This is a genomic window from Allobosea sp. RAF48 (genome assembly GCF_052114025.1).
Lineage (GTDB): Bacteria > Pseudomonadota > Alphaproteobacteria > Rhizobiales > Beijerinckiaceae > Allobosea.
Genome location: NZ_JBFRDZ010000001.1, coordinates 481,510 through 494,370, shown reverse-complemented (window position 1 = coordinate 494,370; position 12,861 = coordinate 481,510). Strand labels below are relative to the sequence as shown.

Genomic DNA, 12,861 nt, shown 5'->3' with positions numbered 1-12,861 from the left:
AACCCCGGCGCGAGGCCGGGGTATAAGTGGTCATTTCCGTGGTAAAAAAGGGTCTGCGTGAAACTCCTGCCCGGTCGGCTCAGTAGCCGGCGCGGGACCAGTATTGCGAGCCGGGGCTGACCAGGACTTGGCGCTGCCGCGTCTCGTAGACGGCGGGGATTTCTTCCCGCACGACTTCGGTGGGACGCACCATCACCTTGCGCTGACGCTGCGTGTAGACTGCCGGAACCATCTCATACTCGACGGTCGCCGGCGAAACCACGACCCGGCGGCTCTGGTAGCCATACTGCGCGGGCACATCGACCCAGCAGCCGACCGTATTGCCCCAGGCATCGCGGGTCACTTCCCAGCGACGGGTGGCGGGCGCAACGAGCACCTGCTCGGTCACGGTCTCGTAGACGGCGGCGCGGGGGTGGGCGATACGCCGCTCCGGCGCGATCATCACCGTGTCGGTCACGGTGTCGTACTCAGCCGGGACGACGCGGTGCTGCGTCTGGGCAGGGCGAACCTCATAGGTCTCGTTGATGGTGCCGTAGACCGGCGGCGCGTTGACGAGGTTGTAGCAAGCGGAGCCGCGGCAGCCCCCCGCCTCGGCGGCGGAAACGCCGAGAAGCAGCGTCGCGGCAAAGGCCGAGGCGGCAATGATCCGGGATGACGGGAGCGAGCGCACCATGTTGGACCTGACCTGTCGGTTCCGGCGTCAGCGCGCCGTTCGTGGTGGTCAGAAAGCCCGCGGGAAGAAGTGAACGCAAGGTAAATGCTAAAACAAGGTAAAATTAACCACGTTTGGCGGCGCGCGCATCGGCATTGATCCGGCGTCGGTTTTGCTGCCGAATGGCTGTGCGAATGCCGTGGTGGCCACCCGGTAGCGAGGGCGGCCGCCGCCCCGGTTGCCCGACGCCCGGCCTCGGCCGTCAGGTCTGGCCGGGACGAAGCTGGTAGAAGACGTGCTGGCCGATCGTGTCCATCTTCTTCAGCTTCTTGGCCCAGTACGGCCGCACATATTGCGCGTGGTAGTGTGTGGAGGCGCCGACTTCGGGCAGATAGGTCGTGCCCTCATAGACCTCGCGTGCGATCCGCACCGCGTCGCGCCAGGGGCCCGGCTCGGTGATGCGTAGCGACTTGCCCTCGCAGGTGAAGGTGAACTGGCAGGACAGGTAGCGGTTGCTGTTCTGATAGACGACGCCGCAGACGCTGCTTGGATAAAGCCCGCTCTTCACGCGGTTGAGCACGACCTGCGCCACCGCAGCCTGTCCCTGGAAGGATTCGGAGCGCGCCTCGAAATAGACCGCTTCGGCCAGGCAGCGCTGTTCCTTCGCCATCGCCTCGGGCGCGATCAGGCTGGTGTAGTCCTGCTTCACACCGGGCTCGGCCAGGCGCAGGTCGTGATTGGCCGGCGCGGAGGCGAGCGCGACGCGGCTGCGCTGCTGCGGCGCGCCATGTGCGGGCAGGGCGGGCGGCGTCAGCGTGCCGATGACCGAGCCGACGAGGGGCGTCGAGGAGGATTGCCGGTTGGCCTTCGGCACAGATGGCGACGAGCCGTCGATGCTTTCGAGAAAGAGTTCCGCCTGCCGCGCCGAAGTAATCTTCGGCTTGAGCGACACGGGCGAGGAATCCGACAGGGCCGGATCGGTCAGGCCCTCCTCGTTGGCATAGGTCTCGAAGCCGGTCTGCGGGCCGTCGACGGCCTCGGCCGCCCGCATCGCGTCGATCGAGAAGCCCCCGGAAATCAGCTTGGGCTGGGTGTCGCCGAAGACGACGCGCTCCAACTCGATGGAAGGGTGTTCGGAGAGGCCCGGCCGCAGGCTCGGCAGCATGTCGCCCTTGGCCGTGCGGTCGACTTCGGGAAAGTTGGCGACAGTGCGCTTCAGATCCTCACGCGGCGCGCGCGGATCGACGACGATCCGACGTTCCGGATCCTCGAAGGAGAGCTTGGCCTGGGTGACGGCGGAGGTCAGCGCCAGGCCGGGCAGCCGGAAGGCGCTGGCGGCGACCAGCATCGAGGGGCCCTCGGCCAACTCCGAGGCGGGGCCGGGCGCGACCCGGTCGATGGCGCTGGAAGGCAGGCCGGTCGGCCCGAAATTCTGGCCGGCGGAGGCGGTGAAGGACACGAGCAGCCCGACCGACAGCGCCCAGGGCGCGACCGTGTTCGCGGCCCATTTGATGCCGAGAGGGCGCTGGTTCCGCCCATGCCTGTGAAGACGCCGATGACTCAAAGCGACACACCCGTCCCGATCGCACGGAACGAAAAACCCAGCAGACGACGCTGCGCCTTCGTTGGAATCTGTTATCGCCTTGGTAAGGTTGAGCGCCGGTTAACACCGCCATCGCTCCGGCATTCCATGTCGCGCCGTGATGTCAAATTTCACGAAATCGCGCTGGTTGCCACGCGGGCAGGGCGATAACGTGTAGCCACACTTCCGACACTCCCGACTCGCCGGAGAACTCCATGTCGTCCACTCCAGCGCGCAGCTACGCACCGGAGGTCATCGTCGCCGCCGGCTGCCTGATCGCCCTGATCACCTTTGGCCCGCGCGCCAGTACCGGCCTCTTCCAGATCCCGATGACGCTGCAGTTCCACTGGGGCCGCGACATCTTCGGCCTGGCGCTTGCGATCCAGAACCTGCTCTGGGGGCTGGGTGCGCCCTTCGCCGGTGCCATCGCCGACCGGTACGGCACGGTGCGGGTGCTCTGCGTCGGTGCCGTGCTTTATGCCGCCGGGCTCGTGACGATGGCCTATGCCACCACGCCGCTTCAGCTTCATCTCGGCGCCGGCGTGCTGATCGGCTTCGGCCTTTCCGCCTGCTCGTTCAACCTCGTTCTCGCCGCCTTCGGCAAGCTCCTGCCCGAGCAGTGGCGGCCGATGGCCTTCGGCGCGGGCACGGCGGCCGGCTCCTTCGGCCAGTTCCTGTTCCCGCCGATCGGCAACATCCTGATCGAGACGATAGGCTGGCAGCAGGCGCTGGTCGTCTTCGCCTTCACGCTGCTGCCGATCCTGCCGATCTCGATCGTGCTGGCGACGCGCAAGACCGGGGCGGCCGCTGGCGCCGCTGCGGCCAATCTGCCGAACCAGACGGTTGCGCAGGCGCTGACCGAGGCCTTCAGGCACCGCAGCTATGTCCTGCTCGTGCTCGGCTTCTTCACCTGCGGCTTCCAACTCGCCTTCATCACCGTGCACATGCCGGCCTATCTCAAGGATGCCGGCCTGCCGGCCTGGGTCGGCGGCTGGACGCTCGCGGTGATCGGTCTGGCCAATGCCGTGGGCTCGCTCTCTTCGGGCTGGCTTTCGACGCGGATGCCGAAGCGTCATCTCCTCGCCTGGATCTATCTCGGCCGTGCCGTGGCGATCGCAGCCTTCATCCTGATCCCGGCGAGCCCGACGACCGCGATCACCTTCGGCGTCGTCATCGGCCTGTTCTGGCTCTCGACCGTGCCGCCGACCTCTTCGCTGGTCATGCTGATGTTCGGCACCAAATACATGGCGATGCTCTACGGCTTCGCCTTCTTTTCGCATCAGGTCGGCGGCTTCCTCGGCGTCTGGCTCGGCGGCATGCTCTACGAAACGATGGGCAGCTACCAGTTCGTCTGGTGGCTCTCGGTTGCGCTTGGCGTCGCCTCGGCCCTGATCAACCTGCCGATCGTCGAGCGGCCGGTGCATCGGCCGCAGATGCAGCCGGCCTGATTCGGAAGACGATCAGACGCACGGCCGATGGGGTTGCGGCGGCGGGCTGCCGCTGCAACCTTGTCGGCCTTCGCATGTTGGATCTGCATCGGCTCCTTCCGAAAACCGGCTTGCGTTTTTCGGTCCGATGCCCGTGTACGGGAGATGGTGATGACGACGTTCAAGGCCCTCGTGGCGACCAAGGGCGAGGCCGGGCCAAATCTTGCCTTCACCGATTTCGCCGAGAGCGACCTGATGGAGGGCGATGTCACCGTCCGCGTCACCCATTCGACGGTGAACTACAAGGATGGCCTCGCCATTACCGGCAAGGCTCCCGTGGTGCGCCGCTGGCCGATGATCCCGGGCATCGACTTCGCCGGCCGGGTCGAGAGCTCCGACAATCCCGCTTTCAAGCCGGGTGACCTCGTTGTCCTCAACGGCTGGGGCACCGGCGAGACGCATCTGGGCGCTTACGCCCAGAAGAGCCGGGTCAACGGCGACTGGCTGGTGCCGCTGCCGGAAGGTCTGACGCCCGCCGAAGCGATGGCCATCGGCACCGCCGGCTACACCGCCATGCTCTGCGTTCTCGCGCTCGAGAAGCATGGCCTCAAGCCTTCCGGCGGCCCGGTCGTCGTCACCGGTGCCGCCGGCGGTGTCGGCTCGGTCGCAATCGCGCTGCTGGCCAAGGCCGGCTGGCACGTCATCGCCTCGACCGGTCGCGCCGAGGAGGCCGACTACCTGAAAAGCCTAGGCGCTGCCGAGATCATCGACCGCAACGAACTCGCCGCGCCGGGCCGCCCGCTCGGCAAGGAGCGCTGGGCTGCGGGCGTCGATGCCGTCGGCTCGCATACGCTGGCGAACCTGCTGTCGATGACGAAATATGGCGGTGCCATCGCGGCTTGCGGGCTGGCGCAGGGCATGGACCTGCCGGCTTCGGTCGCGCCTTTCATTCTGCGCGGCGTCGCGCTGCTGGGCGTCGATTCGGTGATGTGCCCGAAGCCGCGCCGGCTCGAAGCCTGGAGCCGCCTTGCCACCGATCTCGACCGCGAGAAGCTTGCCCTGATCACCACGACGATCCCGCTAGAGGCCGTGATCGAAACGGGCAAGGCCATCGTCGAAGGCAAGGTGAAGGGCCGCGTCGTCGTCGAGATAGGCTAGGAGCCATCCGCGTTCAGACCATGCCGTTTTGAAGAAAGCGCGCCGTCATTCCGGACAAGCCGCGAAGCGGTGCTGATCCGGAATCCATCATCAGGCTCTCCGCTTTACGATGGATTCCGGGTCTCCGCTTCGCCTCGCCCGGAATGACAGGGTTCCGCAAACGACAGCTTGAGCCGATCCTATCCCTCGAACAGTGTCCGCCGCCGCGCCAGCTCGCTGCTGCAGAAATCCATGAAGGCGCGCACGCGCGGCACATGGCGGATGTCGGGGTGGGTCAACACCCACAGCCCCGTGGAGAAATCGGGGTTGGGCGGCAGGAGCTTGATGAGCTCCGGTCTCTGGTCGGCGATGAAGCACGGCACCGGCCCGATGCCGAGGCCCTGTCCGACCGCTTCGGCGATGCCGAGCACGGCCGAGCTCTTCAGTGCTATCCGCTCCGGCGCGACATGCTCGCGCACGAAGCGGGCGGCCTTGACGTGAGAGAGCTGGTCGCCGAGTGCGACCCAGTCGCGCTGGTAGAGCAGGGCGGGATCGACTTTTTCCTCAGGTGTGATGCCGTCTTCCGAGCGGCCATAGATCGCCCAGGCGATGGTGGCGATACGCCGGCCGACCAGCGTCTCGCCCGGCGTGTCGCTGGCACGGATCGCGATATCGGCATCGCGCTTGGACAAGTTGAGCGCCTGGTTGCCGACGACGACATCGAGCCGGATCAGCGGATGGACCCGGCGGAAGGCCGTGAAGATCGGCAGCAGCACGTTCTGATAGAGGGTGTCTGTCGTCGTGATGCGCAGCTCGCCTGAAGGCGCGACGTCCCGGCCGGCGAGGCGCCGTGCGAAGGCCGTGACATCCTCGTCCATGCGGCTCGCCAGCGCCGCCATCTCCGCACCGGCCACAGTCGCGACATAGCCGGTCTTGCGCCGCTCGAAGAGCGGCATCCCGACGATCTCCTCGATCTGGCCGAGACGCCGGAACACCGTCGAATGGTTGACCGACAGCGCCGCCGCGGCCCCCGTCAGCCCGTCATGATCGGCGATGGCCTTGATCAGCCGGAAATCGTCCCAGGCGAGCTTGGCATTCATCGGCAGCGTCCCCCCACAGGCACGCAAGCCCAAATCTTGCACCGATGCAAGCTCGCACCCGCCGTCATGCTCGGGCTTGACCCGAGCATCTCGGAAACCAGTGTCTTCTTGTCCTGAGATTCTCGGGTCTGCGCTTCGCTTCGCCCGAGAATGACGCTTCGCCTCAGCGCGGAGCCGCCGCGCGCCGCAGCCGGTCGTTGATCGCCTCGCCCAGCCCCTGCTCCGGGATGCGGGCGACGGCGATGGTCCGCAGTCCCATCTCGTCCAGCCGGCGCAGATGGCCGAAGAGATTGCTTGCGGCCTCGCGGAGATCGCCGGCCGGGCTGAGATTGAGCGCTGCCGGGAAGTCCTGCCCCGGCCCGAAGCCGAGCCAGGCCTCGCCTTCCCGCGGCGCATCCGCATCCAACCGGACACGCGCTGCCGGCGCGTAGTGCGACGTCAGCATGCCCGGCGCGATCGGGGCGTGGCCGGCTTCGCCCGCCAGGACGAGCGGGCGGCCGATCACGCCTTCTATCGCCGCGCGCGGCACGCCGCCGGGCCTGAGCAGGCGCGGTGCACCGTCGAGGCAGGCGACGATGGTGGATTCGACGCCGACCTCGGTCGGGCCGGCATCGAGGACGGCGTCGATGCGCCCGTCGAGATCGGCCATGGCATGGGCGGCGCTGGTTGCGCTGATCCGGCCGGAGCGATTGGCGGAGGGCGCGGCGATCGGCCGACCCGCCGCTTCGAGCACGGCATGTGCGACGGGGTGGGCCGGGACACGCAGCGCCACCGTGGCGAGACCCGCCCGCGCCAGCTCGCTCACCGTGCATCCCGGCGAGGCAGGCACGACCAGCGTCAGCGGGCCCGGCCAGAAGGCTTGCGCCAGCGCCAGGGCATTGGCGTCGAACAGTCCCTGCCGGCGCGCGCTCGCCAGATCGGGCAGGTGCGAGATCAACGGATTGAAGCTCGGCCGCTCCTTGGCGGCGTAGATGCCGGCGACAGCGGTGCCCGAGGTCGCGTCGGCCGCGAGCCCGTAGACGGTTTCCGTCGGCATCGCGACGAGCCCGCCCGCGCGCAGCAGCGCCGCCGCCTCGGCAATGCCGGCAGCATCGACAGCGAGAAGCTTCGTTTGGCGGGAAACGGGGAGGGGCTGGTTCACGATGCGATTGACCGAAGATGGTTTATATATAAACTAACTGGCAGGCGCGACACGGGACGAAGGTCGCGCTCGCTTGCGCGTGGCATAGGCGATAGTTCCTCGCTACCATCGCGGCAACGGCAAATGCAGGCTGCGGCTGCCCTTTCGGGCCCGCGCGCCTCAGGGAGACAACCTATGAGCTATCGCGCCCCGGTTTCGGACATGCTCGCCACCATGCGCCATGTCGCAGGCCTCGACCGACTGATCGCGGACGGGTTGGCATCGGAGCTGGAGGGCGGTGTCACCGAAGCCGTGCTGGACGAGGCGGCGAAGTTCGCGGCCGACGTCATCGCGCCGCTGAACCGGGTCGGCGATGCCTATGGCTCGAAGCTGAAGGACGGCGCGATCACGACGCCGCCGGGCTGGAAGGAGGCCTACAAGGCCTGGGCCGAGGCTGGCTGGAACGCCCTGCCGGCGCCGGAGGCCTATGGCGGGCAGGGGTTGCCGACGCTGCTGCAATCGGCCTGCATCGAAATGTGGAACTCGGCCGCCTTCGCCTTCGCGCTCGGTCCTCTGCTGACGGTCGGCGCCATCGAGGCGCTCTATGCCCATGGTTCCGACCATCTGAAGGAGACCTATCTCGCCAAGCTCGTCTCGGGCGAGTGGATGGGCACGATGAACCTCACCGAGCCGCAGGCTGGTTCGGACCTCAATGCCCTACGCAGCAAGGCCGAGCGCCAGCCGGACGGCACCTACCGCATCACCGGCCAGAAGATCTTCATCACCTATGGCGAACACGATCTGACGGAGAACATCGTCCATCTTGTGCTGGCGCGCCTGCCCGATGCCCCTCCCGGCACGCGCGGCATCTCGCTCTTCCTCGTGCCGAAATATCTGGTCAATGCCGACGGCTCCCTCGGCGAGCACAACGACCTGCGCTGCTCCGGCATCGAGCATAAGCTCGGCATCCACGCCTCGCCGACCTGCTCGATGGCCTTCGGCGACAATGGCGGCGCCATCGGCTGGCTGATCGGCGAGGAGAACCGCGGCCTCGCCTGCATGTTCACGATGATGAACAACGCCCGCCTCAATGTCGCCCTGCAGGGTGTGGCCATAGCCGAGCGCGCCTATCAGCAGGCGCTCGCCTTCGCGCATGAGCGCAAGCAGGGCGCGGCGCTGGATGCTCCGAAGGGCGCGCCGATGAGCCCGATCATCGTCCATCCGGATGTGCGGCGCATGCTGATGGACATGCGGGCGAAGACACAGGGCGCCCGCGCGATCTCCTATCTCGTGGCCGAGGCGCTCGACCGTTCGCACCGCGAGCCGGACGAGGGCAAGCGCAAGGTCGCGGCGGAGCGTGCCGCCATCCTCACCCCGGTCGCCAAGGCGTACTCCACCGATATCGGCATCGATGTCGCCTCGACCGGTATCCAGGTCCATGGCGGCATGGGCTTCGTCGAGGAGACCGGCGCGGCCCAGCATCTGCGCGACGCGCGCATCGCGGCGATCTATGAGGGCACCAACGGCATCCAGGCGATCGATCTCGTCACCCGCAAGCTGCCGCTCTCCGGCGGCGAGGCGGTCAAGGCGCTGATGGCCGAGATGCGCGCCGTGGTCGGCGAGGTCGAGCGTGCGAACACGCCGGGCTTCGGTCACTCGGCGGCACGATTGGGTGCGGCGGTCGATGCACTCGAGCGCGCGACGCAGTGGATGCTGGCGACGCTCGGCACGAGCCAGGCCGATGCGCTGGCGGGGGCCACGCCCTACCTCAAGCTCTTCGCACTGGCACAGGGCGGCACGGGGCTCGCAAAGAAGGCGCTCGCCACCCGCTCGGAGGCCAACGGCACAGGCGATCTCGCCACGGCCCGTTTCTATGCCGAATACCTCGCGACCGAAGCGCCGGCCCTTGAGCTCGCGGTGACGGAAGGCGCCGGTGCAATCGCCGACGCAGCGGCGGTCTTCGCCGCGTGAGCGCAGCCGCGCCCCGTTCAGACAGCCGCGCCCTTGCGGGCGCGGATATGCAGGAACAACGGCGCTATCAGCGTATCGGCCAGATAGGGCGCGCGTTCGGCCGTCTCCGCGTCGATGCGCGGCTCGGCCATGTGCTCGATCGTGAGCCCGGCCGCGACGATCATCGCGACCCATTCGCTCAGCGTGCGGTGAAACCGTGGCACCCGGAAGGGCTCGACATCGGCCTTGACCTCGGCCGGCGCGGCCCCGAAGCGCCATGTCTCGACCTCGCCGTCGACGCCGTCGAAGTAGCGGCCGACCTCGATCGCGCGGACGTTGCCTGTGTCGTCCCGCAGCACCTTGCGATAGGGCGGCGCAAAGCAGGGGTGGAGGATGGAGAACTGCAAGAAACCGCCGGGCTTCAGCACGCGCGCCGCTTCCGCCAGCGCCTTGTCCTGGAAAGGCATGTCCATCAGCGACATGAAGGCCGTGGCGAAATCGAACTGTGCATCCGCGAAGGGCAGGGCGGTGCCGTCGCCGAACCGGTACTCGATGCCGAGCGGTGCGGCGGCTTCCGCTTCCTGCGCGTGGCGGATGAAGGTCGGCGCGATGTCGACGGCGATCATGCGCCCGCCGGCTTCGGCGAGCTTGCGCGTGTTCGAGCCTTCCCCGCAGCCGATGTCGAGGCCGGTCAATCCGGTGATGTCCGGCAGGTTCGCCAGGAAGACCGGCGTGTTCAGGGCATCGCGATAGAGGTCGTAGCCGGCCCGCGCATGCTGGGTCCAGATTTCGGCATTGGCCTCCCAGCAGGCGGCGACATCGGTACTGTCCATGGTTCCGCTCCGTTGCGAGGGGAGCGGGGCTATAGAGCAGCGGATGGGGTGTGGCTAGCCGATTTCCATTCCAACCACGCGGGTCATCCCGGGCGGAGCGAAGCGCAGACCCGGGATCCATGCCGGAGCGCTTCCGGCAAAGGTTCAGGCATGGATCCCGGATCAGCGCCGCTGACGCGGCTTGTCCGGGATGACCTTGGCGGGGTGGGGTGGATTGATCCACCAAAGCTGGGCCTGCCAGCATGACGACGACGCAACCGTTCCTTTCCGGCCGCATCTGCCTCGTCGCGGGGGCTTCGCGCGGGCTCGGGCGCGGCGTCGCCAAGGCTCTGGGCGAGGCGGGCGCCACGGTGATCGTCACCGGGCGCTCCAGCGAAGCCGGGCCGCATACCGATCAGCGGCCGGAAACCTTCGAGGATACGGCCCGCGAGGTCGAGGTGGCCGGCGGCCGGGGCCATCCCTATCGCTGCGACCACACCAATGAGAGAGAGGTCGACGGGCTCGTCGCCTGGGCCCTGCGCCGCTTCGGCCGGTTGGACTGCGTCGTCGATGCGGTCTGGGGCGGCAATGAAGGCTATGACGGAGAGCGCTATCCGGACGGCTCCGGCTTCGGCACGCCGTTCTGGCGCCGCCCGGTCGCGAGGCTGGGGGAGAGCTTCGAAAGCGGTGTCTATGCGCAGCTCCTGCTTGCGCGCGCCGTCGCGCCGGCGATGGTGCAGATGCGCTCCGGCCTGATTGTCACGGTGAGCTTCGATACGGCCGGCGCCTATCTCGGCGATGTCTTCTACGATCTCGCCAAGGCCGCGATGAACCGGCTGAGCTTCGCGATGGCGCAGGAGCTTCGGCCCTTCGGCGTCACCGCGCTTGGGATCTCGCCGGGCCATGTCCTGACCGAGCGCGTCCGCGACGCCGGCCTCGCCGCCGAGACGACCGAGACGCCGCTCTATGCCGGCCGTGCCGTCGCGGCTCTCGCTGCCGATCCACAGATCGCGCGCCATACCGGGCAAGTGCTGCCTGTAGCCGATCTCGCGCGCGCCTATGGCTTCACCGATCGGGACGGCTCGCAGCCCGCCCGCTTCAACATCACGGACCAACAGGGAGGCGGCGATGTCGCTTAAGGGTAAGACGCTTTTCATCACCGGCGGCTCTCGCGGCATCGGCCTCGCCATCGCGCTCAAGGCGGCCAGGGACGGCGCCAACGTCACCATCGCGGCCAAGACCGCCGAGCCGCACCCGAAGCTGCCGGGCACGATCTATACCGCTGCCGCCGAGATCGAGGCGGCCGGCGGCAAGTGCCTGCCGCTGATGGTCGATGTCCGCGACGAGCAGAGCGTGGCCGAGGCGATCGCCAAGACAGCCGAGACCTTCGGCGGCATCGACATCGTCCTGAACAACGCCAGCGCTATCCAGCTCACCAACACCCAGATGACCGACATGAAGCGCTTCGATCTGATGCATCAGATCAATACGCGCGGCACCTTCATGGTCTCGAAATACGCGATTCCCCATCTGGAGAAGGCTGAAAACCCACACATCCTCATGCTCTCGCCGCCGCTCGACATGAAGACGCAGTGGTTCGCGCCGCATCTGGCCTATTCCATCGCCAAATACGGCATGAGCCTTTGCGTGCTCGGGCTCGCAGGGGAACTGGCTCCGAAGGGCATCGCCGTCAACGCGCTCTGGCCGCGCACGACGATCGCGACCGCCGCCGTCCAGAACCTGCTCGGCGGCGACAAGATGGTGCAGGCGAGCCGCACGCCCGAGATCCTCGCCGATGCCGCCCACATGATCTTCTCGAAGCCGTCCCGCGAATTCTCCGGCAACTTCCTGATCGACGACAGCTTCATGGCCGGCGAGGGCGTCACCGACTTCACGCCCTATCGCGTCGATCCGTCCGTGCCGCTGATGCCGGATTTCTTCGTGCCGGCCGACAGCCTGCCGCCGCAGGGCGTGAAGGGCGGCGTCTGAGCCGTCATCGGTTTGACATGCGTCCTGGATCGGAGTTCCTGCCGGCACCTACCCTGACCGTGCAGCGAGATTCGCACCCATGCTGATGATCCACGGTGTCTCCTCCGAGGCGCGCGACAAGCTTCGGCATGCGGCGCTCGGACCGGGAGAGGCCTTTCCGGCGGACGTCATTTGGATCGACCTGCTCAACCCGACGCCCGAGGAAGACAAGCGCGTCGAGCAGCATCTCGGCATCTCGATACCGACGCGAGAGGAGATGCATGATCTCGAACCTTCCGAGATCATCTACACCGAGGATGGCGCGCGCTTCATGACGGCGCGCGTGATCTGCCAGTCCGACACGGTCGTCCCGAAGCTGGCGGACGTCACCTTCATCCTCACCGAGAAGGCGCTGGTGACGGTGCGCTATGACGAGCCCGGCGCCTTCAACATCTTCCTCAATCGCGCGACCAAGCCGGGTGGCTGCGGCCAGCAGCCGGAAGCGGTCCTCGACGGGCTGATCGAGGCGATCGTCGACCGCGCGGCGGAGGTGCTGCGCGGCGTCGGGGACAAGATCGACATCGCCTCGCGCCGGATCTTCGCCGGGCGCGGACAGGATGTCGAGCGGGGCGGCGTCTATCAGGTCGTCATCCAGAAGATCGGCCAGTACGAGCACATCATCTCGAATGTGCGCGAGAGCATGGTTTCGGTCGAGCGCGTGCTGCTCTTTCTCTCTGCCAACTACACGCGGCCGAAGAAGGCGCAGACAGGGTTCTCGGCGGAATGGCGTTCGGCGGTGCGCGACGTGCAGGCCATCGAGGAGCATGCCGCTTTCCTGTCCAATAAGCTGCAGTTCATGATGGACGCCACGCTCGGCCTCGTCTCGATCGAGCAGAACAAGATCATCAAGCTCTTCTCGGTCGTCTCGGTCGCGCTGATGCCGCCGACGCTGATCGCCTCGATCTACGGCATGAACTTCAAGGCCATGCCGGAGTTGGACTGGCAGTGGGGCTATCCGATGGCGATCGGGCTGATGATCCTGTTCGCGGTGCTGCCCTATATCTTCTTCCGCTGGAAGAAATGGCTCTGAGACCACGCGTGCGGYGGCGACCG

General features: G+C 67.3%; 11 protein-coding genes. 6 read left to right on the top strand and 5 right to left on the bottom strand.

Features of this window, described 5'->3' with window-relative positions; all coding sequences use genetic code 11:
* Positions 1-79: 79 nt before the first annotated feature.
* Together AB4Z10_RS02375 and AB4Z10_RS02370 are read right to left on the bottom strand one after the other, a co-directional pair.
* Entirely contained in the window at positions 80-673 is a 594-nt protein-coding gene (locus AB4Z10_RS02375) for a hypothetical protein (protein ID WP_441468749.1), read from the bottom strand.
* Between the two features lie 241 nt (positions 674-914).
* On the bottom strand, positions 915-2,216 hold the full coding sequence (locus AB4Z10_RS02370) for a cell wall hydrolase (protein ID WP_441468748.1): 1,302 nt from the start codon (positions 2,214-2,216) through the stop codon (positions 915-917).
* Positions 2,217-2,449: 233 nt separating this feature from the next.
* Between AB4Z10_RS02370 and AB4Z10_RS02365 the strand changes: the two genes are divergently transcribed.
* Together AB4Z10_RS02365 and acuI are read left to right on the top strand one after the other, a co-directional pair.
* Entirely contained in the window at positions 2,450-3,682 is a 1,233-nt protein-coding gene (locus AB4Z10_RS02365) for an MFS transporter (protein ID WP_441468747.1), read from the top strand.
* A 150-nt stretch (positions 3,683-3,832) separates the two neighbouring features.
* Positions 3,833-4,819, top strand: coding sequence for an acrylyl-CoA reductase (NADPH) (acuI, locus tag AB4Z10_RS02360; RefSeq protein ID WP_441468746.1), 987 nt, complete (start codon positions 3,833-3,835; stop codon positions 4,817-4,819).
* Positions 4,820-4,998: 179 nt separating this feature from the next.
* Here acuI and AB4Z10_RS02355 read toward each other — a convergent pair whose 3' ends face one another.
* Both AB4Z10_RS02355 and AB4Z10_RS02350 read right to left on the bottom strand, forming a co-directional pair.
* Positions 4,999-5,898 (bottom strand): LysR family transcriptional regulator, encoded by a 900-nt coding sequence (locus AB4Z10_RS02355; RefSeq protein ID WP_441468745.1) that lies wholly within the window; start codon positions 5,896-5,898, stop codon positions 4,999-5,001.
* Between the two features lie 163 nt (positions 5,899-6,061).
* On the bottom strand, positions 6,062-7,039 hold the full coding sequence (locus AB4Z10_RS02350) for an L-threonylcarbamoyladenylate synthase (RefSeq protein ID WP_441468744.1): 978 nt from the start codon (positions 7,037-7,039) through the stop codon (positions 6,062-6,064).
* Between the two features lie 174 nt (positions 7,040-7,213).
* Between AB4Z10_RS02350 and AB4Z10_RS02345 the strand changes: the two genes are divergently transcribed.
* Positions 7,214-8,989: an acyl-CoA dehydrogenase gene (locus AB4Z10_RS02345; RefSeq protein ID WP_441468743.1), complete on the top strand. Its 1,776-nt coding sequence runs from the start codon at positions 7,214-7,216 to the stop codon at positions 8,987-8,989.
* 17 nt (positions 8,990-9,006) lie between these two features.
* Here AB4Z10_RS02345 and AB4Z10_RS02340 read toward each other — a convergent pair whose 3' ends face one another.
* Positions 9,007-9,801, bottom strand: a complete 795-nt coding sequence (locus tag AB4Z10_RS02340; RefSeq protein WP_441468742.1) for a class I SAM-dependent methyltransferase — start codon at positions 9,799-9,801, stop codon at positions 9,007-9,009.
* Positions 9,802-10,043: 242 nt separating this feature from the next.
* Here AB4Z10_RS02340 and AB4Z10_RS02335 point away from each other — a divergent pair, with 242 nt between their 5' ends.
* The 3 genes from AB4Z10_RS02335 (at position 10,044) to corA (ending at position 12,838) form a co-directional block, all read left to right on the top strand.
* Positions 10,044-10,919: an SDR family NAD(P)-dependent oxidoreductase gene (locus tag AB4Z10_RS02335; protein WP_441468741.1), complete on the top strand. Its 876-nt coding sequence runs from the start codon at positions 10,044-10,046 to the stop codon at positions 10,917-10,919.
* The gene (locus AB4Z10_RS02330; RefSeq protein WP_441468740.1) at positions 10,909-11,769 is read left to right on the top strand and encodes an SDR family oxidoreductase; all 861 of its coding nucleotides are present in this window, start codon (positions 10,909-10,911) and stop codon (positions 11,767-11,769) included. Before AB4Z10_RS02335 ends, AB4Z10_RS02330 begins: the two co-directional genes overlap by 11 nt.
* 79 nt (positions 11,770-11,848) lie before the next feature.
* Positions 11,849-12,838 (top strand): magnesium/cobalt transporter CorA, encoded by a 990-nt coding sequence (corA, locus tag AB4Z10_RS02325; RefSeq protein ID WP_441468739.1) that lies wholly within the window; start codon positions 11,849-11,851, stop codon positions 12,836-12,838.
* Positions 12,839-12,861: the final 23 nt, after the last annotated feature.

Coding starts and splice junctions, on each gene's coding strand:
- AB4Z10_RS02375 (WP_441468749.1), bottom strand. CDS start 673: ATGGTGCGCTCGCTCCCGTCATCCCGGATCATTGCCGCCTCGGCCTTT.
- AB4Z10_RS02365 (WP_441468747.1), top strand. CDS start 2,450: ATGTCGTCCACTCCAGCGCGCAGCTACGCACCGGAGGTCATCGTCGCC.
- acuI (WP_441468746.1), top strand. CDS start 3,833: ATGACGACGTTCAAGGCCCTCGTGGCGACCAAGGGCGAGGCCGGGCCA.
- AB4Z10_RS02355 (WP_441468745.1), bottom strand. CDS start 5,898: ATGAATGCCAAGCTCGCCTGGGACGATTTCCGGCTGATCAAGGCCATC.
- AB4Z10_RS02345 (WP_441468743.1), top strand. CDS start 7,214: ATGAGCTATCGCGCCCCGGTTTCGGACATGCTCGCCACCATGCGCCAT.
- AB4Z10_RS02340 (WP_441468742.1), bottom strand. CDS start 9,801: ATGGACAGTACCGATGTCGCCGCCTGCTGGGAGGCCAATGCCGAAATC.
- AB4Z10_RS02335 (WP_441468741.1), top strand. CDS start 10,044: ATGACGACGACGCAACCGTTCCTTTCCGGCCGCATCTGCCTCGTCGCG.
- AB4Z10_RS02330 (WP_441468740.1), top strand. CDS start 10,909: ATGTCGCTTAAGGGTAAGACGCTTTTCATCACCGGCGGCTCTCGCGGC.
- corA (WP_441468739.1), top strand. CDS start 11,849: ATGCTGATGATCCACGGTGTCTCCTCCGAGGCGCGCGACAAGCTTCGG.